The following is a 26,987-nucleotide window of genomic DNA, read 5'->3' as shown; positions in this document are numbered from 1 at the left end:
GCGTCGGATGGCAATTGCCGTTTCGATGCGATATCTCACCGCGACATCTTTCATTCAGACATTCATGACGGCTCATCCATGGCACGCGAAAAATACTACGTCACGACGCCGATTTTCTATCCGAACGGCAAGCCGCATATCGGCCATGCCTACAATGTCATCGCCAGCGACACGCTGGCCCGCTTCCAGCGGCTCGATGGCAAGGACGTCTTCTTCGTCTCGGGAACCGACGAGCACGGTTTGAAGATGCAGCAGACGGCGGACGCCGAAGGCCTGACGCCGAAAGCGCTTGCCGATCGCAACTCGGCGATCTTCCGCTCGATGCTCGAAGCGACCGGTTGCTCGAACGACGTTTTCATCCGCACCACCGAAGAGCGTCATTACAAGGCCTGCCAGGCGATCTGGACGCGCATGGCTGAGAATGGCGACATCTACCTCGACCGCTACAGTGGCTGGTATTCGGTGCGGCAGGAAGCCTATTTCGACGAGGCCGAAACCAAGGTCGGTGACGACGGCGTGCGCCGCGAACCGCTCGGCTCGCCTGTCGAATGGACCGAGGAAGAGAGCTATTTCTTCCGCCTTTCCGCCTATCAGGACAGACTGCTCGCGCTCTATGAGAACAGCCCCGAGTTCGTCGGACCGGCGGAGCGGCGCAATGAAATCATCAGCTTTGTCAAATCCGGCCTGAAGGATCTGTCGATCTCGCGCACCACATTCAAATGGGGCGTGCCGGTGCCCGGCGATGAGAAGCATGTGATGTATGTCTGGGTCGATGCCCTAACCAATTACATCACCGCCGCCGGTTATCCGGATCCGACCAATGAGAGATGGTCTTTCTGGCCGGCGAACGTCCACGTCATCGGCAAGGATATCATCCGCTTCCACGCGGTCTACTGGCCGGCATTCCTGATGTCGGCCGGCATCGAATTGCCGAAGCGCGTGTTTGCGCATGGTTTTCTGTTCAACCGTGGCGAGAAGATGTCGAAGTCGGTCGGCAATGTCGTCGACCCGTTCGCGATGATCGAGCACTACGGCCTCGACCAAGTGCGCTATTTCTTCATGCGCGAAGTGCCGTTCGGCCAGGACGGCAGCTACAGCCATGATGCGATCGTCAACCGCACCAATGCCGACCTTGCCAATGGCCTCGGCAATCTGGCGCAGCGCTCGCTGAAGATGGTCGCCAAGAACTGCAGCGGCGCGGTGCCAAAGCGCGGCGAACTGACCGAAGCCGACAGCGCCATCCTCGACCAAGCGGTGGGGGCACTCGCCGTCGCGCGAAAGGCGATGGCGGATCAGGGCATCCATTTGGCGCTGGCGGCGATCTTCGGAGTGGTGGCCGAAGCTGACCGCTATTTCGCCTCTCAGCAACCCTGGGCGCTAAGCAAAAGCGATCCAGAGCGTATGAAGACAGTTCTGTGGACGACGATCGAAGTCGTCCGGCGCGTGACGCTGCTCTGCCAGCCCTTTGTTCCGGGGTCGGCTGCTAAGCTGCTCGACCTGCTGGCGGTGCCGGCAGACAACCGTGACTTTGCGCATGTCCACGCCGACTATGCGCTGGTGCCTGGCACGGCATTGCCCGCGCCGGAGGCGGTCTTTCCGCGTTACGAAAAGCAGGACGCGAACGCCTGATGCTGGTCGACAGTCACTGCCATCTCGACTTTCCGGATTTCGCCGAAGAGCGGGCGGCCATCGTCGCCCGCGCCCTAGCGGCCGGCATCGGCCGAATGGTGACGATCTCGACGAGGGTGAAGCGATTTAACCAAGTGCTTGAGATTGCAGAGACTTTCGATGATGTCTATTGCTCGGTCGGCACCCATCCGCATAATGCGGCCGAAGAGCTTGACGTCACTGTCGATGATCTGGTGCGGCTCTCTGCTCATCGCAAAGTGGTGGCGATCGGCGAGGCCGGGCTCGACTATTTCTACGACCATGCGCCGCGCGACGCACAGGCGCGGGGCTTTCGCACCCACATCGCCGCGGCGCGCGTGACCGGTCTGCCGCTGGTCATCCATTCGCGCGACGCCGACGATGACATGGCTGATATCCTCGAAGAAGAAACAGGGAAGGGCGCCTTCCCCTTCATCCTGCACTGTTTTTCGTCGGGACGCCGGCTGGCCGAGATCGGCGTGGCGCTCGGCGGGTACGTCTCGTTTTCCGGAATCCTGACCTTCAAGAACTCCGCCGAGCTGCGCGCCGTCGCCGCCGATGTGCCGCGCGACCGTCTGCTGGTCGAAACCGACGCGCCATACCTGGCGCCGATCCCGTTTCGCGGCAAGCGCAATGAGCCCGCCTATGTCGCGCATACAGCCAAGGTGCTGGCCGAGACGATCGGCGTCAGCGATGCCGAGATCGCTGACATCACCACGGATAACTTCATCCGGCTGTTCGGGAAAATGCCGCGCCCGAGCGCGACGGGCGCCTGACGCATGAGCGACCGGTTACGTCTTACCGTCCTCGGCTGCGGCTCATCGCCGGGCACGCCACGCATCACCGGCGACTGGGGCAATTGCGATCCCGCAAATCCCCGGAACCGGCGCACGCGCACCGCAGCGCTTGTCGAGCGGATCGCGGCGAATGGCGCCCGGACCACGGTCGTCATCGACACCGGCCCGGATTTCCGCGAGCAGATGCTGCTGGCATCCGTCAAGCGCATCGATGCGGTGGTCTATACACATCCGCATGCCGACCATATCCACGGCATCGACGATCTGCGCGGCTTCGTGCTCGAGCAGCGCCACCGGATCGACATCCATGCGGATCAGGCTACCATGCTGCGCCTACGCGAGGCGTTCCGCTACTGTTTCGAAACACCGCAAGGCAGTTCGTATCCGCCGATCGTCAACGCCCATATCATCGACCACCACAGGCCGGTGGTGATCGCAGGCGAGGGCGGCGCCCTCACCCTCGAACCGCTGCTGCAGCTCCATGGCGACATCACCTCGCTGGGTTTCCGCATCGGCGGGCTGGCCTATTGCCCTGACGTCAGCGACTTTCCGGAGGCGACCGCCAAGCGTTTGCGCGGGCTGGACATGCTGGTCATCGACGCGCTGCAATACACCGTCCATCCGAGCCATCTGTCGCTTGGCCAGGCGCTTGGCTGGATCGAAGGACTGGCGCCGAAGAACGCGGTGCTGACGCATATGCATGTTCCGCTCGACTACGCCACGGTAATGGCCGAGACGCCGGCCAACGTCGAGCCTGCTTATGACGGCATGACGATCGAAATCCCTTACGAATCAGCGTGAAGGGCGAGGTTTTTACGGCTGGGTTCGCGGGTTTGGATCTCGCGGAGTGCTATCTTCACGCCACATCCAATCGGCTACGCCAGTTCCATAATCTATCTTATGCGACTAAAGGCTATAGCATCCGTTGGCGGCGAGATTAGACCGTTCACTCTTAGACATTCGCAACAGCGCTGTGGGGGCAACGGGCATGCTAGGATTGCGAATCATGAAGACGCTTCCGCTGCTTGCAGGTCTTGCCCTCACCCTCGCCTGCGCGCTCACCGATGCGCGAGCTCAGGATGTCAGTCGTACGCCAGGCGAGAACGACCTGGCTTTCGCCAAACGTGTTGTTGGGTTCGCCGACAATGCTGATCCGCACACCACAGCCGTGAGCTGGAACGGCCTCCAGACACTCTTCGTCGATTACCAGACCGCCGAGGAATATCCGGAACGCCCGCTCGTCGCGCTGCAACGGCTAGCTGACAACAGATATCGCGCAATCCAGGTCACGCTCGGTGAACAAGAGGGCGACACACCGGACATCGCGCTCGGCCTCGCCAACGCCGACCACGACCCGGCAAAGGAACTGATCGTGATACTTTCCTGGGCTCAGATGCACTACGATGTCGAAGGGACGCTCTACGAAGTTCGCATCTTCGATGGCCCCAAGCCAGGCCAGAAGGCGCTGACTCAATTGAAAGCGAGCCGGAAGTTCGACGCCACATGCGACTGCCATTGGCGCGACGGCACAACGAAGCACTTCCGCTTCAAGACGATCGCAGCGGTCAAGGCTGAACTGAAGCGCCTGGGTTATTAGCCGCCGGCGAGGGCTCGCTTCCCGGATGTTGCCCTCGCCATCTCGCCTATGCTTACCCGCAATCGTCCCCAGCGCCGGTACAGGCACAGTCTGGGTCGCTCATCAGAACTCCATATCACCGAAGTCACCGCCATTGTCGGAGCTGGCATCGCCTGCCTGATCGGCTTCGTCCGGCTGCGGCGTCGGCTGTTCAGCTGCCTTCGCTTCGCTGCCGCCAAACACGCCGGCGATCGCGTTGCCGAGCAGCACGCCGCCCGCCACGCCCATCGCGGTCTGCGCGGCGCCGGCAAGAAAACCGCCGCCTGCCCGCTGTGGCGTGTCCTGCGGCCCTTCAGTTGCAACGGAGGCGGTGCGCCCTACCCGCGGAACCGAGCCTGAGCGCCTGCCGTCGCTGCGGCCGAAGAAGCCGCTGAGCGGTCCACCGCCGGCCGGCTGCCGCGCCTGCTCCTCCAGTTCTTCTATGCGCGCCTGAGCTGCGTTCAGGGCCTGCTCCTGCACCACGATCGTCTGGGCCATGTAATATGGCGCCCCAGGCTGCTGGGTGATCTGGTCCTGGATGAAGCGCTCTGCTTCGGCATCGCGCGGGGGCGCCTGGCGCTCGGCGCTTGCCAACTTCTCGAAGAGCTGTCCGATCGCTTGCTGATCGTTTCTGTCCATGATGTCCAACTCCGGTCTTGGTTCAACGCCGGCTATTCGCGCTCGCCGGTGAAGTTCAACAGCAGTTGGAAGATGTTGATGAAGTTCAGATAGAGCGAGAATGCACCGAAGACAGCGAGTTTCTGCTGTGATTCCGCGCCGAAGTTTTCCGCATACTGCTCTTTGATCGTCTGGGTATCCCAGGCGGTGAGGCCTATGAAGACGGCGATGCCGATCACAGAGATCGCGAATTGGAGCGCGGTCGAGCCCAGGAAGATATTGACGATGCTGGCGATCACCACGCCGATCAGGCCCATGATCAGGAACGACGAAAACTGCGTCAGGTCGCGTTTGGTCGTGTACCCGTAAAGGCTGGTCGCGCCGAACATGGTGGCGGCGATGAAGAAGGTGCGTGCGATGCTGGTGCCGGTAAAGACCAGGAACACGGAAGCCAGCGACAGGCCCATGACCGCGCAGAATGCCCAGAACATCGCCTGGGCGCCGGCTGCCGACATCGCCTGCATCCGAAACGAGAACAAGAGCACAAAGGCCAGCGGGGCCAGCATCACCACCCATTTCAGCGGTGTGGAGAAGATCGGCACGTAAAGAGCGGGCGTGGAAGCCACCACGAACGCGATCACGCCCGTAACGACGAGGCCAAGGCCCATATAGTTATAGACGCGCAGCATGTGCCGGCGCAGGCCTTCATCGTAGACGGCTCCGGCTCGGGCTCCGGCCCCGATATATCCGAGATTGTTCATGTGGTTCTCCTTCTTGCAGGTCGATCAGTAAAGCGTTTTGGCGAGCGCTTCGGCCGTGCGATCGAGACCGCCGACATCGCTGCGTCCGACGACCGCGTAGGCGACCTCGCCGATCTGGAAATAAGCCGAGGAAACTTCGCCCGAGGGAACGACGGTCGGCTTGACGACGTCGAATGTTCCGGGCCTGATCGCGAACAACGAGACCAGCCCCATCTCTTTCGTCTCGACAGCCATCTCGACGCTCGGTCCGAATTGCGATGGATAGATCTGCACGTCACGGACCGTCCAGTCCGCCGGCAGCGATGGCATCACGATCGCCGTCGCGGCGCGGATTTCGTCGGCATTGTAGCCGGGTGCTTCGGGTTGCGACGACATCGCCTCGCGCACGAGCGTCGTGCGGTGCGCCCGGACCGCGTCCTCCACATAGGCCGGCGGATGGGTCGAAGCGACGACTTCCGTCACCGATATCGGTCCGATGAGCCCGTTCGCAAGCCAGCCGGCAGCGACGAAGACAGCAACTGCCGCAGCTCGCTGCAAAGCACCAAGGACGCGGCCGCGCGCCAATCCCCGCTCCAGCCGCCGTGCAGCATCGGCCGTCGCGGGCCGCGCCATGCCTTTCGATCCGGCAAGCGCCACGCGCAATTCGTCACGCATCCGTAAGTCGGACATCACCCGCGCGGCCGCGTCCGGGCGGGCCGAAAGGAACGCCTCGACCTCGATGCGACGAGCCACGTCCAGCTGATCGTCGACATAGGCGTCGAGATCGGTGTCGGTGACGGGATCGCGCAGTTGGTTCATGATCCACCTCCGACGATCTTCAGATGGCCTTTCGCGCGTGCCGGCACCGCGTCCTCCATCTCGCGCAGGGTCGCACGCGCCCTGCCGATGCGCGACATCAGCGTGCCAAGCGGCACGCCACTCACCTCAGCGGCCAGGCTGTAGCTAAGCCCCTCGATGGCGACGAGATGCAACGCCGAACGCTGCTCCTCCGGCAATTCGAAAAACGCTTCGCGCACCTGCGCCAGACGGACCGAATGTTCCTGCGGCGCCGGGACATTCGCCTCGGCGAGATAGCCGGCCTGTTCGATGCGCATTGCTTCGGATTTGCGGGACCGCAGACCGTCGATGAATGCATTATGGACGATCGACAGCAGCCATACGCGAAGGTTTCCGCCGGAGCGGAAGCTGCCGCGTCGCTCATAGGCACGCACCAGCGCATCATGCACCAGATCCTCTGCATCGGCGCTGTCGCGCGTCAGCGAGCGTGCATAGCGGCGCAGCGAACCGAGCTGTCCCAGAATATCGAAGCGTGGCATCGGCCGTTTCATGTCCTGTTTACGGAGCAGGTCGGGATGTTAATCCCGCTCTCCCCGAAATTTTCTTACGGCTCGCCGCGTTCTCGTCCTGGGAGATATCGGGCCCGCTCTCGCCCGCCAGATAGTATCGGCCGCCTTCGAGGCAAACCGGCGCCGAGTTGGCGCATATGAAACTGCTGGCAAAGCACGGCCGGTTTGCGTATCACTCCGCCGCCAACGGAACCTTATCGATGTTCGAAAATCTCCAGCCCGCGCCTGCCGACAAGATCCTGGCCTTGATCGGCCTCTATCGCGCCGACCCGCGTCCCGACAAGGTCGATCTTGGGGTCGGCGTCTATAAGGATCGCGACGGCAAGACGCCGGTGATGCGCGCGGTGCGCGAAGCCGAAAAGCGGCTGCTGCAGGGCCAGGATACCAAGACCTATCTCGGCCTTGCCGGCGATACCGCCTTCAACGCGGCGATGGCCAGGCTGGTGTTCGGCCCAGCCGCCGACATGACGCGCATTCGTGCGGCGCAGGCGCCAGGCGGCTCCGGCGCGCTGCGGCTGGTAGCAGAGCTGCTGAAAAGGACCCGCACCGACGCGATGGTCTGGCTGTCGGATCCGACCTGGCCGAACCACATGCCGGTGATGCGCGCCGCTGGCCTGCAGACACGCGAATATCCCTATTTCGACGCTGCTTCTGGTGCGGTTCGCTTCGACGACATGCTGAATGCATTGAGAACCGCGAATCCTGGCGACGTCGTATTGTTGCATGGCTGCTGCCATAACCCGACAGGCGCCAATCTAGACATCTCGCAATGGGCTGCCATTGCCGATCTTGTCGTTGAGCGCGGCCTGCTGCCCTTTGTCGACATCGCCTATCAGGGCTTTGGCGAGGGACTTGATGCGGATGCCGCCGGCTTGCGCCTTCTGGCGGCAAAAGTTCCGGAAATGGTCGTTGCCTCCAGCTGCTCGAAGAACTTTGCCGTCTATCGCGACCGAGTCGGTGCAGCGCTGATCATGGCGAAAGGTGGCGCGCAGGCGGATTTGGCGATGGGCCAGATGCTGTCGGCGGCGCGCGCCATGTATTCGATGCCGCCGGACCACGGCGCGGCGGCGGTGCGCATCGTGCTTGAAGACCCCGCATTGCGTTCCGACTGGGAGGCAGAGCTTGAAGAGATGCGGCTGCGCATGCTGCGGCTGCGCGTCCAGTTCGCCGAGGCGCTGCGGCGGCAGTCCAACTCCGACCGTTTCGATTTCGTCGCCAGCCATCGCGGCATGTTTTCCCGGCTTGGCCTGTCGGAAGCGCAAGTCGAGCGGCTGCGCGCCGAGCATGCCATCTATATGGTCGGCGACAGCCGCATCAACGTTGCCGGCCTGCCCGAGGACGGCATGGATGCGCTCGCCAAGGCGATAGTCTCCGTGCTCGACTGATGCTTTTGCTAACTAGGATCTTCCGGAAACCGGCTTCCACTTTCGTATCATGGTCTGGCGGCCCGTCTGTGGACAAGGCGCCCTCACCGGCTGAAGCCGTTGGCCGCACAGCCGTGTACAGGATAGCGTTTCCCAGATGAAACCCTCGAAAGACATTTCCCGACTGATCGAGATCATGGCAGCGCTGCGGGCGCCGGAAACCGGCTGCCCGTGGGATATCGAGCAGGACTTTTCGACAATCGCGCCGTACACGATCGAGGAAGCCTACGAAGTGGCGGACGCCATTGCGCGTGGCGATCTGGACGATCTGCGGGATGAACTCGGCGATCTCCTGCTGCAAGTGGTCTACCACGCGCAAATGGCCGAGGAGGCCGGCGAATTTTCATTCGGCGATGTGGTCCTGGCCATCACCACAAAAATGATCCGCCGCCACCCCCATGTCTTCGGCGACGACAAGGCGCGCAGCGCCGGCATGGCCAAGGGCATGTGGGAAAAGATCAAGGCAGAGGAAAAGGCGGAGAAGCGCAGTGCGCGCCTCGCCCGTGGGCTCGACCCGGAAGACCATGGCAAGGGCTTTCTCGACAGCGTGCCGGTCGCCCTGCCCGCGCTGACCCGGGCGCTCAAGCTGCAGGAAAAGGCCGCCCGCGTCGGCTTCGACTGGAGCGAGGCGGCGCCGATCCTCGACAAGATCGAGGAGGAGATCGGCGAACTACGCGAGGCGCTGGCCAAAGGCGACACTGCGCCGATCAAGGACGAGTTCGGCGACATGCTGTTTGCGGTCGTCAATCTCGGCCGGCACCTCAAAATTGATTCCGAAGCGGCACTCAGCGGCACCAACGAAAAATTCCGGTCGCGCTTCCACTATGTCGAGCGGACGCTGCAAGCGTCGGGAAACAGCCTCGAAGAGGCGACGCTGGACGAGATGGAAGCGCTCTGGCAGCAGGCAAAAAGCGCGAAGTAAACGCCTCTACCCGTTGTTTTGACGGCGCAATCGGCTTTCGATCTCCTGCCGAGCGCTGTGTGTAGCCTTGAGCGCGACGGTTACGCTGCCATCCTCATTGTCGTCGCGCGAGATGATGTCGCCGTTGCGGTAAAGCCAGTCGACGACGCCGAGTTGGTCGGGCTTGAGTGTGACGGTGAAGGTCTCCAGTTCGCCCGACATCATCGTCTCGATGATCGCCTTCAGCGCATCGATGCCCTCGCCGGTTACCGCCGATATGGCGATCGGCGGTGCCTTCTTGCCGTCAGCACCATCGGCAAGCAGCCGCGCCCGGTTGCCCTCGTCGAGCCGGTCGATCTTGTTCCATACTTCGATGACGCGCTTGCTATCGCGGGCATCGACGCCGAGATCGGCAAGGATGCGCTCGACATCTTCGGCCTGCGCGGCCGTATCGGGATCGGAGATGTCGCGCAGATGAATGACGAGGTCTGCCTCGACCACTTCCTCCAGCGTCGCCCTGAAGGCCGCGACCAGATGCGTTGGCAGGTCGGAAATGAAGCCGACCGTATCGGAAAGGATGATCGGCGTGCCGTGCGGCAGACGCACGCGGCGCAGCGTCGGGTCGAGCGTGGCAAACAGCATGTCTTCGGCCAGCACCCCTGCTCCGGTCAGCCGGTTGAACAGAGTCGACTTGCCGGCATTGGTGTAGCCGACGATCGCCACTACCGGAAATGGCACCTTCTTGCGCTTGGCGCGGTGCAGGTCGCGGGTGCGGCGCACAGTTTCGAGCTCGTGCTTCAGCTTGGTGATCTTGTCCTGCAGCACACGCCGATCCGACTCGATCTGGGTCTCGCCAGGGCCGCCGAGAAAGCCGGCGCCGCCACGCTGGCGCTCGAGGTGGGTCCAGCTCCGCACAAGGCGGCCTTTCTGGTAGTTGAGATGGGCAAGATCGACCTGCAGCGTGCCTTCCTTGGTGCGGGCGCGCTCGCCGAAAATCTCCAGGATCAGCCCGGTGCGGTCGAGCACCTTGGCGTTCAACTCTTTTTCGAGGTTGCGCTGCTGTACCGGGGTCAGCGGATGATCGACAATGACCACTTCCGCGTGGCCCTCTTTGACGATCTCAGCGAACTCCGCCACCTTGCCGCTGCCGAGCAAGGTCGCCGGGCGTGGATCGTTGACGGTCACCACCGCCGTGTGGACCAGGTCGAGGTCGATGGCGCTGGCGAGGCCGACGGCCTCGTCGCGACGAGCCTCGGCGGAACGGGTCAGGCGGGGGCGGTTGGTGTCGTCGTCGCCACGCGGCTGCCGGGTAAGCACCGGCACGATTACCACCGCCCGGGTCGGGCCGTTGGCCTCTGTCCCGGTCTGATGTGCTGGTTTTCCGCGAACGCGGCGGTCCGCGTCTTTCTCACGTGCCAATCAGGCGCCCTGGCTTTCCTCACCATCGAACATCTGAACCGGCTGGCTCGGCATGATCGTGGAAATAGCGTGCTTGTAGACAAGCTGGGAATGGCCGTCGCGACGCAGCAGAACGCAGAAATTGTCGAACGAAGTGACCACGCCGGTCAGCTTCACGCCGTTGATGAGAAAGATGGTGAGTGGATTTTTGCTCTTGCGAACTGAATTCAGGAACAGGTCCTGAAGATTTTGCGATCGTTCCGCCATTGTTCTTGTCTTTCGCCGATCCCCTTCGGTTTGCAGGCCAATGCGCCAAATTAGCCGGCACATGTCAAGCACGCAAACACCATCTTGCCGTCAGTAACGACAAGCAGAACGAGATATATTGATGTTCATTCCATCTGTGCGGTTATCAGGCTGGACTTTTTTCCGCAACGTCAAAAAAGGCCTGCCGTAATGAAACTGTTATCGAGCCCGGGTGGCCGTTGGCGACGGGAGCGCCATCGATCGCCACCACCGGCATGGCAATCGTGGTCGCGGAGCTGATGAAAACCTCGCGCGCGGCCTTGGCTTCGGCCACCGAAAAACCGCGCTCCTCGATCGTCAGGCCGAGCTTGGCGGCCACGTCGAACAGCGTCGTACGGGTGATGCCGCGCAGGATGCCGTGCTCGGCCGGCCGCGTCACCAGCACGCCATCCCCGGTGATGATCCAGGCGTTCGACGATCCACCTTCCTTGACGGTGCCGTCGACATCGACGAACCAGGCCTCCTGAGCGCCGGCTTCCTTGGCTTTCTGCTTGGCCAGCACGTTCGGCAGCAGGCCGACCGACTTGATATCGACCCGATCCCACCGGTTCTCCGGCACTGTGATAACCCGGATCCCGCTCTCGGCCCGCTTCGCGGCAGCTGCAGGATCGGCTTTTCTGGCAGTCACCACCAGCGCCGGCTTCGTCTCCGCCGGCGGGAAGAAAAACTCGCGGCTGGCGACGCCGCGTGTCACCTGGACATAGACCAGGCCGTCGACGACATGGTTGCGGCGCACCACCTCGCGCATGACGAGCGGCAGCACGCCGCGCGTGATCGGCCAATCGATCGAGAGTTCGGCAAGTGAGCGGTTCAATCGGGCGAGATGGCGGGGCATGTCGACGATGAAGCCTCGTGCCACCTCGCAGACCTCGTAGACGCCGTCGGCGAATTGATAGCCACGGTCCTCGATATGCACGGAAGCTTCGGCGTGAGCGACGTAGCGCCCGTTCACATACGCAATGCGCGGCATGGCTAACCCCTGAAAGAAGTCCAGCTTTCTTATGCGATTCCAAGACCGCCGTAACCGATAATTGCGTGGGCCACGACTGGTTTGGCTGTCAGACGCCCAGCGACTTCAGCTTGCGGTGCAATGCAGAGCGTTCCATGCCGATAAACTCTGCCGTCTTCGAGATATTGCCGCCAAAACGGTTGATCTGGGCGATCAGATAGTCCTTCTCGAATTGTTCGCGCGCTTCCCGCAGCGGCAGCGCCATTATGTGCTGATCGGATTTGTTTGGAGTGCGCGGCATGACGTCGCCGATCTCGGCAGGCAGGAGATCGGCGGTGATCGGCGCATCGACATCGTCGCCGCGCGCCAGGATCATCAGCCGCTCGACATTGTTGCGCAACTGGCGAACGTTGCCCGGCCAGTTATGCGCCTGCAGCACCGCCAGCGCGTCGTCGCCGATGCGGCGCGGCTTGATGCCGGCCTGGCGAGCGATCTGCTTCATGAAATTGTCGACCAGATAAGGAATGTCCTCGCGACGCTCGGCCAGTCCCGGCACCATGACCGGAACCACGGCCAGGCGATGATAAAGGTCCTCACGGAAACGGCCGTCGGCGATCATGGCTTCCAGGTTCTGCGAGGTCGACGAGACGATGCGCACGTCGACCTTGACCCGCTTGGTGCCCCCTACCCGCTCGAACTGCTGTTCGACCAGCACGCGCAGGATCTTGTTTTGCGTCTCACGCGGCATGTCGGCCACTTCATCGATGTAGAGAATGCCGCGATGGGCTTCCTCCAGCGCGCCGACCTTGCGTTCGACGCCGTTCGATTCGGTGCCGAACAACTCGATCTCCATACGCTCAGGCGTGATGTTGGCGGCGCTCAGCGTCACAAACGGTGCACTCTTGCGCGCCGACAGTGCGTGGATGGCGCGCGCCGCCAGTTCCTTGCCCGAGCCGGAGGGGCCGATAATCATGACGCGGCTGTTGGTCGGCGCGACGCGCTCGATGGTCTGGCGCAATTGGCTCATTGCCGACGACATGCCGATGAGGTCGAAAGTCTCGCCGCTGCGCAGCTTGAGATCCGAAACCTCGCGTCTCAATTTGGAGGTTTCGAGCGCCCGTTCGGCAATGAGGATCAGCCTGTCGGCCTTGAATGGCTTTTCGATGAAATCATAGGCGCCGCGGCGGATGGCCGAGACTGCCGTTTCGATGTTGCCGTGGCCCGAGATCATTACCACCGGCAGGTTCGGGTGCATCGTCTTGATCTCGTCCAGCAAGGCCAGGCCATCGAGCCGCGAGCCCTGCAGCCAGATGTCGAGGAAGATCAGCCTGGGTGCCCGGTCGGCGACCGCCGCCAGCGCGCTGTCGGCATCAAACGCCGTGCGTGTTTCGTGACCTTCGTCGCTCAGGATGCCGGCGACGAGTTCGCGGATGTCTTCCTCGTCATCGACGATGAGAATATCAGACGCCATTACCGACCTTTTCAGTTTCTTTTTCGTGTTCCGTCTTGCCCTCGCCGCGTACCGGAACGGTGGCGGCAACCGGCAGGATGATGCTGATCATTGCACCCCGCCCATCGTGGAAGTCCGCTGGTGCATCGTGCAATTCGAGTCGCCCGCCATGGTCCTCCACGATCTTCTTGACGATAGCGAGGCCAAGCCCGGTGCCTTTCTCGCGTGTCGTCATGTAAGGCTCGAGCAAGCGCTGCCGGTTCTCGCGCGGCAAGCCCCTGCCGTTGTCGATGACGTCGATTCGAATCGCGCCATTCTGACGCCCGGCTTGAATCCGGATTATGCCGTGCGGACGATCCTCTGCATCAAGTCCGTCGATGGCTTCGGCAGCATTCTTGATGACGTTGCCGAAAGCCTGCGCCATCAGCCGGCTGTCGAACGTGCCTTTGAGCGGCTCATTGCCGAAGACGCGCTCGAAGGTGATGTCGGCCCGGCTCACTTCGACCAGGAACGAGGCTTCGCGCAACGAATCGCGCAGATCGATGGCCTTCATTTCCGGTTTCGGCATGCGGGCGAACGCCGAGAACTCGTCGACCATGCGGCCGATGTCCTCCACTTGCCGGATGATGGTGTCGGTGCATTGATCGAAAACCTCACGGTCCTCGGTGATGACTTTGCCGTAACGCCGCTTGATACGCTCGGCCGAAAGCTGGATCGGCGTCAGTGGATTCTTGATCTCGTGGGCGATGCGTCGCGCCACGTCGGCCCATGCGGAGGAACGCTGTGCCTGGACCAGATCGGTAATGTCATCGACTGTAACGACGTAGGATTTATCCTCCGAACCGTCGTCGCCGGCTTCGATCGTGATCTGTACGTTGAAGGTCCGTTCAGTGCCGGCACGATAGAAGGTGACCTGTTCGCGATAGACCGGCTTGCCCGACTTGCGGCCGATCTCGAAGACGCGGCCGACATGCGGCAGCACGGCCGAAAGGTTCTGCCCAAGCGCTGCCGTGGCGGATATGGCCAGCATCGTTTCCGCCGAACGGTTGACGATGGTGACGATGCCATATGGATCGACGCCGATGACCCCGGCGGTGACGCCGGCAAGCACCGCCTCCGAAAAGCGCCGCCGCTCGTCGATCAAATCCTTGGCCGACAGGATCTCGTTGCGCTGCGATTTCAGCTCCATCAGCATCTTGTTGAAGGTGTCGCCGAGCGAGGCGACGTCACCGTCGGAGGGGCGGACAGGCACGGCTACGTCGAGATTGCCGGTGGCGACCTCATCGGCCGCGCCGATGAGCTGACGAATCGGCCGCACCAGGCGGTCGGCCACCGCAATGCCGGTCCAGATGGCAGACAGGATGATGATCAGCGTCAGCGACAGATAGGGAAGCGCGAAAGCCACTTGCGAGGTGCGGCGATTGTCTTCGAGACCGCGATATTCGGCGGTGTTGGATTTGACGATCTGCCGTGCCTTGATCACCTCGGGATCGACGAGGCGGATGGTGTAGAGATAGAGCCCGTCGATCTCGCGCAGCTTGACGATCGCACCCATGATGTTGCGGGTGCGCGGCTCTATCAGCACCGGCTTGCCGTCGGCAGCGCTTGCCACGGCGCCCTCAGGCGGCTCCGGCATGGCAAAGTCCGCGTCGGTCTTGGCGCTCATAACGAAGGAACCATCGGGCTTGATGAGTGCTGCGTGCGCCAGCGAGCGTCCCACCGCCTCCTTGTTCATGAGATCGAGGAACCCGGTGCGATCGAGACCGTAGAGCGTGCGCGAAGCGTCGAGGTCGTAAGCCATCGACAACGTCGTGCCCTGAAGATTTCGCGCGTTTTCCTGCACATAGGCGTCGGCGATCGACAACGACGAATTGACGATCGTCTTGGTGCGGATCTCGAACCAGCGGTCGAGGCCGATGTCGAGCGTGATCGACGCGATGATCGCCACCATGATCGCGGGGATGGCGGCGACCAGCGCAAACATCGCGACTATGCGGACATGCAGGCGCGACGCAGCCTTGCCGTGCCGGCGTGCCATCAGGATGCGATGCACCTCGCGGCCGACCAGCAAGATCAGAAACAGGACGAACGCCGCATTAAGCGCAATCAGCGCCAGCGTCGTCCTCGCGTCGGGCGTGATCGGCGTCGCGCCGACCAGAATGGCGAAGGAGATCGCCGCCGTCACCAGCGCACCGGCAACGGCGATCACGCCCGGCAGCGCAAGCAGCCGGCGACCGTCTCGCGCGCCGGTATTGCTGAAAAGCGATTTGCTCAGTGTCGGTGCGTGCAGGGCCATGTCGCCGTCTAGAGCCAGTGATTGCGTCGGATGTATGCAACGCATTGTGGCGATTATGCAACAAGTGTGGCCGAGACGGAAATCTTTCGGCAATCGATCCCCTGGAAAGCGCTCTTAAAGGGATCGTCTAGACCTGCCTGGACGACTTGTAGACGTTGACGCCGAGTTCGCGAATCTTCTTGCGCAGCGTGTTGCGGTTGAGCCCCAGCAATTCCGCAGCCTTGATCTGGTTACCGCGCGTTGCGGTCATCGAGGCGAGGACCAGCGGATATTCGACCTCGGAGAGGATTCGCTGATAGAGCCCGGCCGGGGGCAAGTCGCCGGCAAACGAGGCAAAATAGCGTTGCAGGAAATGCTCCACCGCCTGGCCGATGGAAAGGTCGTCGGGAATGAGGTTGCCGCCACCTGGAACGACAGGCCTTTCGCCGGTCTTCAACTCCGCCTCGATGATCTCCGCGGAGATCTCGTCCTGCGAATACAGTGCGGCCAGCCTGCGGATGAGATTTTCGAGTTCGCGCACATTACCGGGCCATGGGTAGCGCTTCATCAGCTCGATGCCGCCGGTGGAAATGCGCTTGGTCTGCAAGCCTTCACTGACGCCGAGCTTGAAGAAGTGGCGGACGAGGTCCGGAATGTCCTCCGAGCGCTCGCGCAGCGCCGGCAGCCTAAGCGGCACAACGTTCAAGCGGTAGAACAGGTCCTCGCGGAAAAGCCCCTGATTGATCAGCGTGCGCAGGTCCTTGTTGGTGGCAGCCACGATGCGCACGTCGGTCTTGATCGGCGTGCGGCCGCCGACCGTGGTGTATTCGCCCTGCTGCAGCACACGCAGCAGCCGCGTCTGCGCTTCCATCGGCATGTCGCCGATCTCGTCGAGGAAGAGCGTGCCGCCTTCGGCCTGCTCGAAACGGCCAGTGGAGCGGTTCTGTGCGCCAGTAAAGGCGCCCTTCTCGTGCCCGAATAGTTCCGATTCGATCAGGTCGCGTGGGATCGCCGCCATGTTGATGGCGACGAAGGGGCCACCACGACGACGGCCATATTCATGCAGCGCGCGCGCCACCAGTTCCTTGCCGGTACCCGATTCGCCCGAGATCATCACCGTCAGGTCGGTCTGCATCATGCGCGCCAGCATGCGGTAGATGTCCTGCATGGCCGCCGAGCGGCCGACCAGCGGCATCGTTTCAGGCGGCTCGTCGGCACGCGTATCGATCTTGGGCCGCCGCGGCTCGGAAAGCGCGCGGTTGACGATGTTGAGCAGTTCCGTCAGGTCGAACGGTTTCGGCAGATATTCATAGGCTCCGGTTTCGGAGGCCCGGATCGCGGTCATGAACGTGTTCTGCGCACTCATGACGATGACCGGCAGTTCCGGTCGCGCCTTCTTGATGCGCGGCAGCATGTCGAAGGCGTTCTCGTCGGGCATGACAACGTCGGTGATGACCAGATCGCCCTCGCCCGCCGCCACCCAGCGCCACAGCGTCGAGGCATTGGAGGTGACGCGCACGTCGTGACCGACGCGCGAAAGCGCCTGGTTGAGGACTGTGCGGATGGCCGCATCGTCGTCAGCGACGAGAATATTGCCGCGAACGGTCATTTGCGGTCTCCTTCACCGTCGTCGTCGGTGCCAAACTGGGTTTCTTTCCATGCCGGCATCAGGATACGGAAGGTGGTCCCGCGCGGCGTCGATTCGCATTCAATGATGCCGCCATGCTCGCCGACGATCTTTGCGACCAGCGCCAGACCGAGACCGGAGCCGTTCGGCTTGGTGGTGATGAAGGGATCGAACAGGATCGGCAGGATATCTTCGGAGACACCCGAACCGTTGTCACGCACGCAGAATTCCAATGGCAGCGACACGCGGTCCTGCGTTCCGGGCACAGAAACGCGAATGCCCGGGCGGAAGGCGGTCGACAGCATGATCTCGCCCTGTGGATCGCTGCCGATCGCCTCGGCGGCATTTTTTACCAGATTGAGGAAGACCTGGATGAGCTGGTCGCGATTGGCAAAAACCGGAGGCAATGATGGATCATAATCCTCCAATATCTTGATCCGCTTGGCAAAACCGTTCTTGGCGATTGCCTTGACATGGTCGAGCACGACATGGATGTTGACAGGGTAGCGGTCGATCGGCCGCTCGTCCGAAAACACCTCCATGCGGTCGACCAGCGAGACAATGCGGTCGGTCTCGTCGGTGATCAGCCTGGTCAGTGCGCGATCCTCGTCGGACGCCGACAGTTCAAGCAGCTGCGCGGCACCACGAATGCCGGACAGCGGGTTCTTGATCTCATGGGCAAGCATCGCGGCAAGGCCGGTAACCGAGCGCGCCGCACCGCGATGCGTCATCTGCCGGTCGATCTTGTCGGCCATTGAGCGTTCCTGGAACATTACCACGACGGAGCCTGGAAATTCCGTCACAGGCGCGACGTAGAGATCGACCACCTTCTCGATGCCGAGCCGCGGCGACGACACGTCCACCCGGTATTCGTTGACTGGCGCCCGGCGCTCGCGCACCTGGTCGACAAGCGTCAGCAGCGGGCTGCCGAAAGGAATGAGCTTGTGCAGCGTGTTGCGGGCGAGCATCGTGGCGCTCGAACGGAAAAAATCCTCGGCATCGGCATTGGCGAAGGTGATGAAGCCTTGCGGATCGACCATGATCACCGGCCGACGAATGGTGTTGAGCACAATATGCGCGGCGTCCGCCATATCCGTGCTCTGTGTGACGGTGGCGTTCATGCCGCACTCCGCAGGTTCGCTGCTTCGGGAGCGCTTGAAAATACGTCGCGCAGCAAGGAAATGACGCGCCCAGGCTCGAAAGACGTGAGTATGGCCTTGCGCCGGTCGTCGCTTGTGGCGGCGTGGCGGTCGAGATACCAGCCGAGATGCTTGCGCGCCTGGCGCAATCCGCTTTCCACGCCATAGAGCGTCAGCATGTCTTCGTAATGGGCAATGACGTAATCGGTCAGCGCTTGCGGGCTTTCCGGCATGCCGGATACTGGCTCGGCCAGCGCGGCCGCTACAATGCTGCCGGCGGTCCACGGCGCGCCATAGTGCGCACGGCCGATCATCACCGCGTCGGCGCCGGATTGGTCAAGGATCGACGCAGCCTCTGCCGGCGAGCCGACATCGCCATTGGCAACCACAGGGATCGAGACGGCCTGCTTGACGCGTGCGATGGCACGCCAGTCGGCCGTGCCCTGATAGAACTGGCAACGTGTGCGGCCATGCACCGTCACCATCATCACCCCGGCCTGCTCGGCGCGTCGCGCCAGCATCGGCGCGTTGAGCGCGCCTTCGTCCCAGCCGAGCCGCATTTTGACCGTGACCGGCACGTCGACCGCGCCGACTACCGCTTCGATCAGCGACAGCGCGTGGTCGAGGTCTCGCATCAGTGCCGAACCGGCATAGCCGCCCGTCACCTTTTTGGCCGGACAGCCCATGTTGATGTCGATGATGTCGGCGCCTTCGCCGACCGCGATTCGCGCGCCCTCGGCCATGTGCATCGCCTCGCGGCCGGCAAGCTGGACCATGTGGACAGGCAGCCCGGAATGACGGATGCGCAGGCCCGAGCCAGCCCTGCCCTTTGCAAGCTCGCCGCTCGCCACCATTTCCGATACGACCAGCCCGGCGCCATGCGCATGGGCGCGTTGCCGGAACGGTTCGTCGGTGATGCCCGACATGGGCGCGAGAAATACGCGATTGCGGATTCTCACGCCACCCACATCCAGCGGCGAAGCCAATTTGGTCACATCAGGCATGCACAAAAACCAAGCACCTTCGGTTGCTGCACATTCTCTAGCCAGAACGGCGGCAATGTGCAACGCGCAATGTCGTGACATTAAGGCGCATTTGGGAAAAATACGGATCGCCGCACCGCATCAATCCTGGGTCTTCCAAAAGCGATACCACTTTTCGGGATCATGCGTTAAGCGTCTCGGCATGAGAGATGCGAGCGAAAAGCAAGCTGCGGACGACAAGGTCGCCGTGGTCATCGTTGCTGCCGGCCGCGGCGCGCGCGCCGGACAGGCCAAGGGGCCGAAGCAGTACCAGCAAATCGGCGGCGGCGCCGTTATCGCACGCACGCTCGGCGCCTTTCTGACGCATCCGAAGATTGGACCTGTCGTCGTTGCTATCCATGCCGACGACGGCGCGCTTTTCCGCCGTGCGGCCGGTGCGAACGCCGACCGTGTCGTCGCGGTGACCGGCGGTACGTCACGGCAGGAGTCCGTCCGCCTTGGACTGCTGGCGTTGAGAAGCAATGCGCCGGGCCGGGTCTTGATCCATGATGCGGCCCGGCCGTTTGTCGATGCGGAACTGATAGACCGCACGATCGCCGCCATTGGCGAGCGCCAGGGGGCACTGCCTGCCTTGCCGGTTGCCGATACGCTCAAGCGCGAAACGGCCGAAGGCATGATCGGCGAAACCGTGTCCAGGGCCGGGCTTCATGCCGCACAGACACCGCAAGGCTTTCCGTTCTGGCCGATCCTGGCTGCGCACGAAAAGGCTCATCATCTGGGCAAAGCGGATTTCACCGACGATGCGGCAATCGCCGAATGGGCGCATATTCCGGTGAAGATCGTTCCCGGCTCGCCGGACAACGTCAAACTGACCTGGGCACGGGATATTGCAATGGCGGATCAGCGGCTTTCCAGCGCCCCGCGTTTTCCCGACATCCGAACCGGCAATGGCTATGACGTCCATGCGTTCGTGCCCGGCGACCATGTCACACTGTGCGGTGTAGCTATTCCGCACGGCAAGAAGTTGTCCGGCCATTCGGATGCCGATGTCGGTCTCCATGCCTTGACCGACGCCCTGCTGGCCACCTGCGGCGCCGGTGACATCGGCACGCATTTCCCGCCCTCCGACCCGCAGTGGAAAGGGGCCGCTTCACGCATCTTCGTCGAACACGCGGTGAAGCTGGTGCGCGCGCGCGGCGGACGCATCGCCAACGCCGATATCACCCTGATCTGCGAGGCGCCGCGCGTCGGCCCGCATCGCGAGGCCATGACCGAAGCGCTTTCGGCAATGCTGCGAATTTCGCGCGATCGCATCTCGATCAAGGCGACAACCAATGAGAAGCTCGGCTTCGTCGGCCGTGAGGAAGGCATAGCGGCCATCGCGACTGCCAGCGTTGTGTTTCCAGGGGATGTCCCTGAATGAGCAATAGCGGTCTCGCAGATGCCCTGCTTAAGGCCTGCCAGCAGCGCGGCATGATGCTGGCGACGGCGGAGAGCTGCACCGGCGGCATGATCATCGCCGCGCTGACCGACATCGCCGGCTCTTCCGCGGTGGTCGATCGCGGCTTCATCACCTATTCCAACCAGGCCAAGACCGAGATGCTCGGCGTCTCGGCCGCTACGCTCGAGGCGCACGGCGCGGTCTCGCGCGAGACTGCGGTGGAGATGGCGGCCGGAGCCTTGGCGCATTCGCCGGCCGGGCTCGCCCTGGCGGTGACCGGCATCGCCGGTCCGGACGGCGGCTCTCCGGAAAAACCTGTCGGCCTGGTCTGGTTCGGCGTTGCCGTGGCTGGCCGGCCGGTAGTCAGCGAATGCCAGCTGTTCGCCGACAAGGGCCGCGATTACATCCGCAGGGAGACGGTCCGTCATGCGCTTGAACTGGGTCTGCGCGCGCTCGCTGCGGATCAGGCCGTCGATGGCGCGCCGTAGATGATTTCGGCCCGTTTCTCGAACGCCTCGGAGAACATGCGGAAGGCGCGGTCGAACATGGTTCCCATCAACGCACCCAAAATGCGGCTCTTGAACTCGTAGTCGATAAAGAAGCAGACGTTGCAACCGCCGCCGTCCGCCGGGTCGAAGCGCCAGACATTGCTCAGATATTTGAACGGGCCGTCGATGTATTTGACATCGATGGCGTTCTCGTCCGGCTTCAGCAGCACCTGCGTGGTAAAGGTCTCGCGGATCGCCTTGTAGCCGATGCTCATGTCGGCGATGAGCAAGGTGCGCCCGTCGCGTTCCTTGCGTGAGCGAACCGTCAGTGCCTCGCAAAGCGGCAGGAATTGCGGATAGGATTCGACATCGGCGACCAGAGCGAACATCTGCTCCGGCGTATGCGCAACGCGGCGATGAGCTTCGAATTGTGGCATGAAACCAGTGTGTTAGGCGGACTTCCTGAGAAACGCTTCGCGCGCCGCGCGCAACCTGGCAAAGTCGTCCCCGGCATGGTGCGACGAGCGCGTCAGCGGGCTCGACGCTACCAGCAGGAAGCCCTTGGTCCTGCCGATCGTCTCAAAGGACTTGAATTCCTCCGGCGTGACGAAGCGGATCACCGGATGGTGCTTCTTCGACGGCTGCAGATATTGGCCGATGGTCATGAAGTCGACATTGGCCGAACGCAAATCGTCCATCAGCTGCAGGATTTCGTTCCGCTCCTCGCCAAGGCCGACCATGATGCCGGACTTGGTGAAGATCGAGGGGTCGAGTTCCTTGACCCGCTGCAAGAGCCTGATCGAGTGGAAATAGCGCGCACCCGGCCGAACAGTCAGATAGTTCGACGGCACGGTCTCGAGATTATGGTTGAAAACGTCCGGCTTGGCCGCCACGACGATCTCCAGCGCACCGTCCTTGCGCAGGAAGTCGGGCGTCAGGATTTCGATCGTCGTCGATGGGGTCGCTGCCCTGATCGCACGGATGACATCGGCAAAATGCTGGGCCCCGCCGTCGGCGAGATCGTCGCGATCGACGGAAGTGATGACGACATGGCTCAAGCCCATTTGCTTGACCGCATGCGCGACGCGCGCCGGCTCGTCGGGATCGAGTGCGGTCGGGATGCCGGTGGCGACATTGCAAAAGGCGCAGGCCCGCGTGCAGATCTCGCCCATGATCATGAAGGTGGCGTGCTTCTTCTCCCAGCACTCGCCGATATTGGGGCAGCCCGCCTCTTCGCAAACCGTCACCAGTTTGTGAGACTTCACGATTTCGCGCGTCTCGGCATAGCCTTTCGACATCGGCGCCTTGACGCGGATCCAGTCAGGCTTGCGCAGTACGTCCTGATCCGGCTTGTGCGCCTTTTCGGGATGCCGCAGGCGCGGCGCATTGGCAATCGTGTCGAGGACGGTGACCATGTGAAACCCGGCTCATTGGCAAGCGCTTGTCCAGCGCTCGCTCTACCCACGTCATCTAGGACTTTTCGGCGAAAAGAAAAAGGCCGCGATCACGCATGCCGCGGTGGCCTTTTTCGCATAGCAAGTGCCGACAGAGGTTAGCGGCGCACCAGTCGTCCGACCGCAATCAGAATGCAGGCACCGATGAAGCCGGTGATCAGATAGGCTATCCAGCCGACGCCGAAGACGCCGATGTTCAGGGCCTGCAAGATGGCATTCAACACGATTGCGCCGACAATGCCGAGAACGATGTTCATGAGGATGCCGGTATTGCTCTTCATGACCATCTCGGCGAGCCATCCCGCCAGGCCGCCGATGATGATGGCTGCAACCCAGCCCACGCCGTTCATTTCCATATGCCCTCTCCTTGTATGACGGATGATGCCTGCGAAACGAATTGCTCTGCCGTCGAGTTCCTTTGTGTCTTCTGTGTGAGACTCGCCCAACTAATTTATCATGCATTCAGTGCGCGGCCATAGGCGTCGAGTACACTCTCCTTCATCATCTCCGACAGCGTCGGGTGCGGGAAGATCGTGTGCATCAGCTCTTCCTCGGTCGTCTCCAGATTCATCGCCACGACGAAGCCCTGGATCAGTTCGGTTACTTCTGCGCCGACCATGTGGGCACCCAGCAACTGGCCGGTCTTCTTGTCGAAAATGGTCTTGACGAAGCCTTGGTCCTCGCCCAGCGCAATCGCCTTGCCGTTTGCGGCGAACTGGAAGCGGCCGACGCGGATGTCCTTGCCATCGGCTTTCGCTTTGGCTTCCGTCAGTCCGACCGAGGCGACTTGCGGATTGCAATAGGTGCAGCCCGGGATCTTCAGCTTGTCGATGGCATGCACGCCGGGGAAATTGGCGATCTTTTCCACACAGACCACGCCCTCATGCTCGGCCTTGTGGGCGAGCATCGGCGGTCCGGCAACGTCGCCGATGGCGTAGACGCCCGGCACATTGGTCTTGCCGTAGCCGTCGACAACGACGCAACCGCGGTCCGTCTTCACGCCGAGCGTCTCGAGGCCGAGGTTTTCGATGTTACCCTGTACGCCGACGGCCGAGATCATACGATCGGCGGTGATCTTCTCGACCTTGCCGTCCTTCATCTCGACATGCGCGGTGACCGAGTTAGTGCCCTTCTCGACCTTGGTCACCTTGGCTTCTAGGATGATCTTCATGCCCTGCTTCTCGAACTGCTTCTGCGCGAATTTCGAGACCTCGGCGTCCTCGACCGGCATCACAGCCGGCAGCAGTTCGACCACCGTCACCTCGGCGCCCATGGTGCGGTAGAACGAGGCGAACTCGATGCCGATGGCGCCCGAGCCCATCACCAGCAGCGATTTCGGCATCTCTTTCGGCACCATCGCCTCGAAATAGGTCCAGATCAACTTGCCGTCCGGCTCGATGCCGGGCAATGCGCGCGGCCTGGCTCCGGTCGCCAGGATGATGTGCTTGGCGCTGTAGGTGCCCTCGCCCTTGACGCCCTTGGGCGCCGGCGGCTGCGGCTCCATCGGCTTCTTCGACGATTTCGACACGACGATCTCGCCAGGTTTGGTCAGCTTGGCTTCGCCCCAGATGACGTCGACCTTGTTCTTCTTCATCAGGAAGCCGACGCCGCCGTTGAGCCGCAGCGAGACCTTTCGCGAGCGATCGACGACGGCGGCTGTGTCGACGCTGACCTTGCCATCGATCTTCAGGCCGTAGTCCTTCAGATGATCCGAATAGTGCATGATCTCGGCGGAGCGCAGCAGCGCTTTGGTCGGAATGCAGCCCCAGTTGAGGCAGATGCCGCCCAAGTGCTCGCGCTCGACGATCGCCGTCTTGAAGCCAAGCTGGGCCGAACGCACTGCAGTGACATAACCGCCGGGGCCGGAGCCGATGATGATGACGTCGTAGTTCTCAGCCACGGCTTTCTCCTTCACAATTCCAACATGAGGCGCACGAGCGGCGCCAGCGCTTGCCCGACGTTCCGCGTGTTTTCTGCGTCGAGGTGGACGCCGTCGAGCGGCGTGGTTTTGGCTACCGTGCCGGCATCGAAGAAGCCGCAGCCGGCCTCGTCGGCAAGGGCGGAATATTGCGGCGCCAGCCGCTTTGACGCGTCATCGCCGCCGGCGAACATTTCCTTGAACTCGGCGTTTTCCGTGCGGCTGACTACGGGCGGCGCGACGATCAGGATCTGCGGAGCCGGCCAATCGAACGGGTAATCGTGACCGCGCACGATATCGATCAGGCGTTGCATGCCTTGCTTGGCCGCGACCGGATTACCATGAATCCACGGCTTCATATCGTTGGCGCCGAGCATGATGACGATCAAGTTGATCGGTGCGTGCGTCGTCAGGATTGTTGGCAACAGCCTTGCGCCATTGCGGTCCGCCCCGGCCAAGTGATCGTCGAAGGCGGTGGTTCGGCCATTCAGGCCTTCGGCGATGACCTCGACGCCGCTGCCCAATGCTGCCTGCAGCACGCTCGGCCAGCGATCTTCCAGCGGATGCCGGCCGAGGTTTGCCGCGTCATAGCCCCAGGTAAGCGAATCGCCGTAGCAGAGGACCGTCTTCATGTGCCTGTCCCGGCGAAACCTGGTTGCGAGCGCGCTAGTCGCCAGCGCACGAACAGCCACTGGACCAGCACCGTAGCGATGCCCGGCAGGACGAGACCGGCGACTACGGGAAGATCGCCCGACCACTGGCTCTTGCCTGGGGGCTGGGAGAAAGTCCAGCCGATCAGGGAAACTCCAACGAGCACAAAAAACGCTACCCCTATGGTCGCCGTCAGCTTTGTTGCCCGTCGTGGGTCCGACATGAATTGTGCGATGAAGAACGCGACCGTCACGAGGATGGTGACGAGAGCCGAGATCATGGATACAAGGATGTACTCCACGTCGGCATTGGTGGCGACGGCGAGCCACTGCACCACCAATCCGCCGGCCAAACCGGAAAGAAAGAAGGCAAAAAGGCTGGTGAAGAATTTCCGCACCGCCCTGTTCCCCTCTCTTAAACCAGCATGCCCATCGGGTTTTCGACCATGCGTTTGAAGGCGACGAGCAGCTCGGCGCCGAGCGCACCGTCGACTGCGCGGTGATCGGTCGACAGCGTCACCGACATGATCGTGGCGATCTTGATCTCGCCGTTCTTGACCACTGCGCGTTGCTCGCCGGCGCCGACCGCAAGGATCGTCGCATGCGGCGGGTTGATGACGGCAGAAAAATCCTTGATGCCGAACATGCCGAGATTGGACACCGCCGTGGTGCCGCCCTGATATTCTTCCGGCTTCAGCTTGCGGCTGCGGGCGCGGCCGGCAAGATCCTTCATCTCGTTGGAGATGACGGACAGCGTCTTTTCGTCAGCACGCCGGATGATCGGGGTGATCAGGCCGCCGGGGATCGATACGGCAACGCCGACATCGGCGTGCTTGTGCTTGATCATGGCGTTTTCTGTCCACGACGCATTGGCATCCGGAACCGCCATCAGCGCCATGGCAAGAGCCTTGATGACCATGTCGTTGACCGACAGCTTGTACGCCGGCGTTTCGCCCTTCTCGGTCTTCTTCACCGGCGCGGCCGCATTGATCTGCGTGCGCAGGGCCAGAAGTGCGTCGAGCTCGCAGTCGAGCGTCAGATAGAAATGCGGGATGGTGGTCTTGGCTTCGACCAGCCGCCTCGCAATGGTCTTGCGCATATTGTCGTGCGGGATCAGTTCGTAGGAGCCTTCGGCAAACAGTTTGAGCACCTGCTCGTCCGACATCGCCTTGGGTGCTGCGGCCGCAGGTGCCGGAGCGCCGGCGGGCGCTGCTTTTGCTGCTGGCGCTGCCTTGGCGCCGCCACTGGAAATTGCGACCTCGACATCGGCCTTGACCACGCGACCATGCGGGCCGGAGCCCGTCACCGCCGACACATCGACACCGGCTTCCCTGGCGATGCGCCGGGCCAGCGGCGACACGAAGATGCGCTCACCGCTTGCGTGGCCGTTGGCGACCGGCACCGCTTCCGCCTTAGGCGCAGGTGCGGCAGGCTCCTGCTTCGACGCTTCGGGCTTTGATGTTTCAGCTTTGGGGGCTTCCGCTTTCGGAGCCTCAGCCTTGGCCGGCGCAGCGCCATCACCGCTTTTGGCGGCAGAAGCAGCATCCTCGCCCTCGGCAGCCAGCACCGCGATCAGCGCATTGACCTTGACGCCTTCTGTGCCGGCCGGAACCACCAGCTTGGCGACCGTGCCTTCGTCGACGGCCTCGACTTCCATCGTCGCCTTGTCGGTCTCGATCTCGGCAATCACGTCGCCGGGCGAAACCTTATCGCCTTCCTTGACCAGCCACTTGGAAAGATTGCCCTCTTCCATTGTGGGCGACAGCGCCGGCATGGTGATGTTGATCGGCATTTTGTCCT

The 26,987-nt window shown here is 62.4% G+C and carries 27 protein-coding genes; 8 read left to right on the top strand and 19 right to left on the bottom strand.

The genetic code is table 11. The features are described from left to right. Positions 1-45: 45 nt before the first annotated feature. From metG to NKH30_RS28000, 4 genes are all read left to right on the top strand, one after another. Positions 46-1,629: a methionine--tRNA ligase gene (gene metG / locus NKH30_RS28015; RefSeq protein WP_352772954.1), complete on the top strand. Its 1,584-nt coding sequence runs from the start codon at positions 46-48 to the stop codon at positions 1,627-1,629. Beyond that, positions 1,629-2,423, top strand: coding sequence for a TatD family hydrolase (locus tag NKH30_RS28010; RefSeq protein WP_352997577.1), 795 nt, complete (start codon positions 1,629-1,631; stop codon positions 2,421-2,423). Before metG ends, NKH30_RS28010 begins: the two co-directional genes overlap by 1 nt. A 3-nt stretch (positions 2,424-2,426) precedes the next feature. Continuing rightward, a complete protein-coding gene (locus NKH30_RS28005; protein WP_352542013.1) occupies positions 2,427-3,245 on the top strand; it encodes an MBL fold metallo-hydrolase in 819 nt (272 codons plus the stop codon). A gap of 205 nt (positions 3,246-3,450) precedes the next feature. Beyond that, positions 3,451-4,041 (top strand): hypothetical protein, encoded by a 591-nt coding sequence (locus NKH30_RS28000; RefSeq protein WP_352471855.1) that lies wholly within the window; start codon positions 3,451-3,453, stop codon positions 4,039-4,041. A gap of 102 nt (positions 4,042-4,143) precedes the next feature. Here the strand turns inward: NKH30_RS28000 and NKH30_RS27995 are convergent, their stop codons facing one another. From NKH30_RS27995 to NKH30_RS27980, 4 genes are read right to left on the bottom strand one after another with little or no spacing between them, the layout of a single operon-like run. Next, positions 4,144-4,698 (bottom strand): DUF2076 domain-containing protein, encoded by a 555-nt coding sequence (locus NKH30_RS27995; RefSeq protein WP_352682718.1) that lies wholly within the window; start codon positions 4,696-4,698, stop codon positions 4,144-4,146. 32 nt (positions 4,699-4,730) lie between these two features. After that, positions 4,731-5,438 (bottom strand): Bax inhibitor-1/YccA family protein, encoded by a 708-nt coding sequence (locus NKH30_RS27990; RefSeq protein ID WP_352448927.1) that lies wholly within the window; start codon positions 5,436-5,438, stop codon positions 4,731-4,733. A gap of 24 nt (positions 5,439-5,462) precedes the next feature. Next, positions 5,463-6,236: an anti-sigma factor family protein gene (locus tag NKH30_RS27985; RefSeq protein ID WP_352471852.1), complete on the bottom strand. Its 774-nt coding sequence runs from the start codon at positions 6,234-6,236 to the stop codon at positions 5,463-5,465. Beyond that, a complete protein-coding gene (locus NKH30_RS27980; RefSeq protein ID WP_502911532.1) occupies positions 6,233-6,766 on the bottom strand; it encodes a sigma-70 family RNA polymerase sigma factor in 534 nt (177 codons plus the stop codon). Before NKH30_RS27980 ends, NKH30_RS27985 begins: the two co-directional genes overlap by 4 nt. Positions 6,767-6,984: 218 nt before the next feature. Between NKH30_RS27980 and NKH30_RS27975 the strand changes: the two genes are divergently transcribed. Both NKH30_RS27975 and mazG read left to right on the top strand, forming a co-directional pair. Further along, the gene (locus NKH30_RS27975) at positions 6,985-8,169 is read left to right on the top strand and encodes an amino acid aminotransferase (RefSeq protein WP_352928686.1); all 1,185 of its coding nucleotides are present in this window, start codon (positions 6,985-6,987) and stop codon (positions 8,167-8,169) included. 136 nt (positions 8,170-8,305) lie between these two features. Then, complete coding sequence (gene mazG / locus NKH30_RS27970; RefSeq protein WP_352471848.1) at positions 8,306-9,130, top strand: nucleoside triphosphate pyrophosphohydrolase; 825 nt, start codon at positions 8,306-8,308, stop codon at positions 9,128-9,130. Between the two features lie 6 nt (positions 9,131-9,136). Here the strand turns inward: mazG and hflX are convergent, their stop codons facing one another. The 8 genes from hflX to dusB all read right to left on the bottom strand — a co-directional run bounded on the left by hflX (position 9,137) and on the right by dusB (position 19,257). Next, positions 9,137-10,528 carry a GTPase HflX gene (gene hflX / locus NKH30_RS27965; protein ID WP_352502925.1) on the bottom strand — a complete coding sequence of 464 codons (1,392 nt, stop codon included), beginning with the start codon at positions 10,526-10,528 and terminating at the stop codon, positions 9,137-9,139. Then, the gene (gene hfq / locus NKH30_RS27960) at positions 10,529-10,774 is read right to left on the bottom strand and encodes an RNA chaperone Hfq (RefSeq protein WP_006202172.1); all 246 of its coding nucleotides are present in this window, start codon (positions 10,772-10,774) and stop codon (positions 10,529-10,531) included. Positions 10,775-10,919: 145 nt separating this feature from the next. Then, entirely contained in the window at positions 10,920-11,783 is an 864-nt protein-coding gene (locus NKH30_RS27955; RefSeq protein WP_352997575.1) for a D-amino-acid transaminase, read from the bottom strand. 88 nt (positions 11,784-11,871) lie between these two features. Then, entirely contained in the window at positions 11,872-13,233 is a 1,362-nt protein-coding gene (gene ntrX / locus NKH30_RS27950) for a nitrogen assimilation response regulator NtrX (RefSeq protein ID WP_352471845.1), read from the bottom strand. Then, a complete protein-coding gene (locus NKH30_RS27945) occupies positions 13,223-15,508 on the bottom strand; it encodes a sensor histidine kinase NtrY-like (protein WP_352502927.1) in 2,286 nt (761 codons plus the stop codon). Before NKH30_RS27945 ends, ntrX begins: the two co-directional genes overlap by 11 nt. A 127-nt stretch (positions 15,509-15,635) precedes the next feature. Next, positions 15,636-17,096: a nitrogen regulation protein NR(I) gene (gene ntrC, locus NKH30_RS27940; RefSeq protein WP_254817199.1), complete on the bottom strand. Its 1,461-nt coding sequence runs from the start codon at positions 17,094-17,096 to the stop codon at positions 15,636-15,638. After that, the gene (locus NKH30_RS27935) at positions 17,093-18,235 is read right to left on the bottom strand and encodes a two-component system sensor histidine kinase NtrB (protein ID WP_023675075.1); all 1,143 of its coding nucleotides are present in this window, start codon (positions 18,233-18,235) and stop codon (positions 17,093-17,095) included. Before NKH30_RS27935 ends, ntrC begins: the two co-directional genes overlap by 4 nt. After that, on the bottom strand, positions 18,232-19,257 hold the full coding sequence (gene dusB, locus NKH30_RS27930) for a tRNA dihydrouridine synthase DusB (protein WP_352997574.1): 1,026 nt from the start codon (positions 19,255-19,257) through the stop codon (positions 18,232-18,234). Before dusB ends, NKH30_RS27935 begins: the two co-directional genes overlap by 4 nt. Positions 19,258-19,438: 181 nt before the next feature. Here dusB and NKH30_RS27925 point away from each other — a divergent pair, with 181 nt between their 5' ends. Together NKH30_RS27925 and NKH30_RS27920 are read left to right on the top strand one after the other, a co-directional pair. After that, on the top strand, positions 19,439-20,659 hold the full coding sequence (locus tag NKH30_RS27925; protein WP_352997573.1) for a bifunctional 2-C-methyl-D-erythritol 4-phosphate cytidylyltransferase/2-C-methyl-D-erythritol 2,4-cyclodiphosphate synthase: 1,221 nt from the start codon (positions 19,439-19,441) through the stop codon (positions 20,657-20,659). Then, entirely contained in the window at positions 20,656-21,165 is a 510-nt protein-coding gene (locus NKH30_RS27920; protein ID WP_352997572.1) for a CinA family protein, read from the top strand. Before NKH30_RS27925 ends, NKH30_RS27920 begins: the two co-directional genes overlap by 4 nt. On the opposite strand, the gene NKH30_RS27915 is transcribed toward NKH30_RS27920, so the two are convergent. From NKH30_RS27915 to NKH30_RS27885, 7 genes are all read right to left on the bottom strand, one after another. Continuing rightward, positions 21,141-21,602, bottom strand: a complete 462-nt coding sequence (locus NKH30_RS27915) for a type II toxin-antitoxin system RatA family toxin (RefSeq protein WP_352997571.1) — start codon at positions 21,600-21,602, stop codon at positions 21,141-21,143. The genes NKH30_RS27920 and NKH30_RS27915 overlap by 25 nt on opposite strands. A 12-nt stretch (positions 21,603-21,614) precedes the next feature. Continuing rightward, complete coding sequence (gene lipA / locus NKH30_RS27910) at positions 21,615-22,580, bottom strand: lipoyl synthase (RefSeq protein ID WP_352457494.1); 966 nt, start codon at positions 22,578-22,580, stop codon at positions 21,615-21,617. Between the two features lie 137 nt (positions 22,581-22,717). Further along, positions 22,718-22,975 carry a GlsB/YeaQ/YmgE family stress response membrane protein gene (locus NKH30_RS27905; RefSeq protein WP_352997570.1) on the bottom strand — a complete coding sequence of 86 codons (258 nt, stop codon included), beginning with the start codon at positions 22,973-22,975 and terminating at the stop codon, positions 22,718-22,720. A 98-nt stretch (positions 22,976-23,073) separates the two neighbouring features. Further along, positions 23,074-24,519 (bottom strand): dihydrolipoyl dehydrogenase, encoded by a 1,446-nt coding sequence (lpdA, locus tag NKH30_RS27900; RefSeq protein WP_352997569.1) that lies wholly within the window; start codon positions 24,517-24,519, stop codon positions 23,074-23,076. Between the two features lie 11 nt (positions 24,520-24,530). Continuing rightward, complete coding sequence (locus NKH30_RS27895) at positions 24,531-25,169, bottom strand: SGNH/GDSL hydrolase family protein (RefSeq protein ID WP_352980626.1); 639 nt, start codon at positions 25,167-25,169, stop codon at positions 24,531-24,533. Further along, entirely contained in the window at positions 25,166-25,585 is a 420-nt protein-coding gene (locus tag NKH30_RS27890) for a hypothetical protein (protein WP_352980625.1), read from the bottom strand. The genes NKH30_RS27895 and NKH30_RS27890 overlap by 4 nt, the downstream gene beginning before the upstream one ends. A gap of 17 nt (positions 25,586-25,602) precedes the next feature. Next, positions 25,603-26,979 carry a pyruvate dehydrogenase complex dihydrolipoamide acetyltransferase gene (locus NKH30_RS27885; RefSeq protein ID WP_352980624.1) on the bottom strand — a complete coding sequence of 459 codons (1,377 nt, stop codon included), beginning with the start codon at positions 26,977-26,979 and terminating at the stop codon, positions 25,603-25,605. Positions 26,980-26,987: the final 8 nt, after the last annotated feature.

Source organism: Mesorhizobium sp. M1273 (genome assembly GCF_040318195.1).
Classification (GTDB): domain Bacteria; phylum Pseudomonadota; class Alphaproteobacteria; order Rhizobiales; family Rhizobiaceae; genus Mesorhizobium.
The sequence above is the reverse complement of the archived record's forward strand: the minus strand, read 5'-3'. Positions and strand labels throughout refer to the sequence as shown.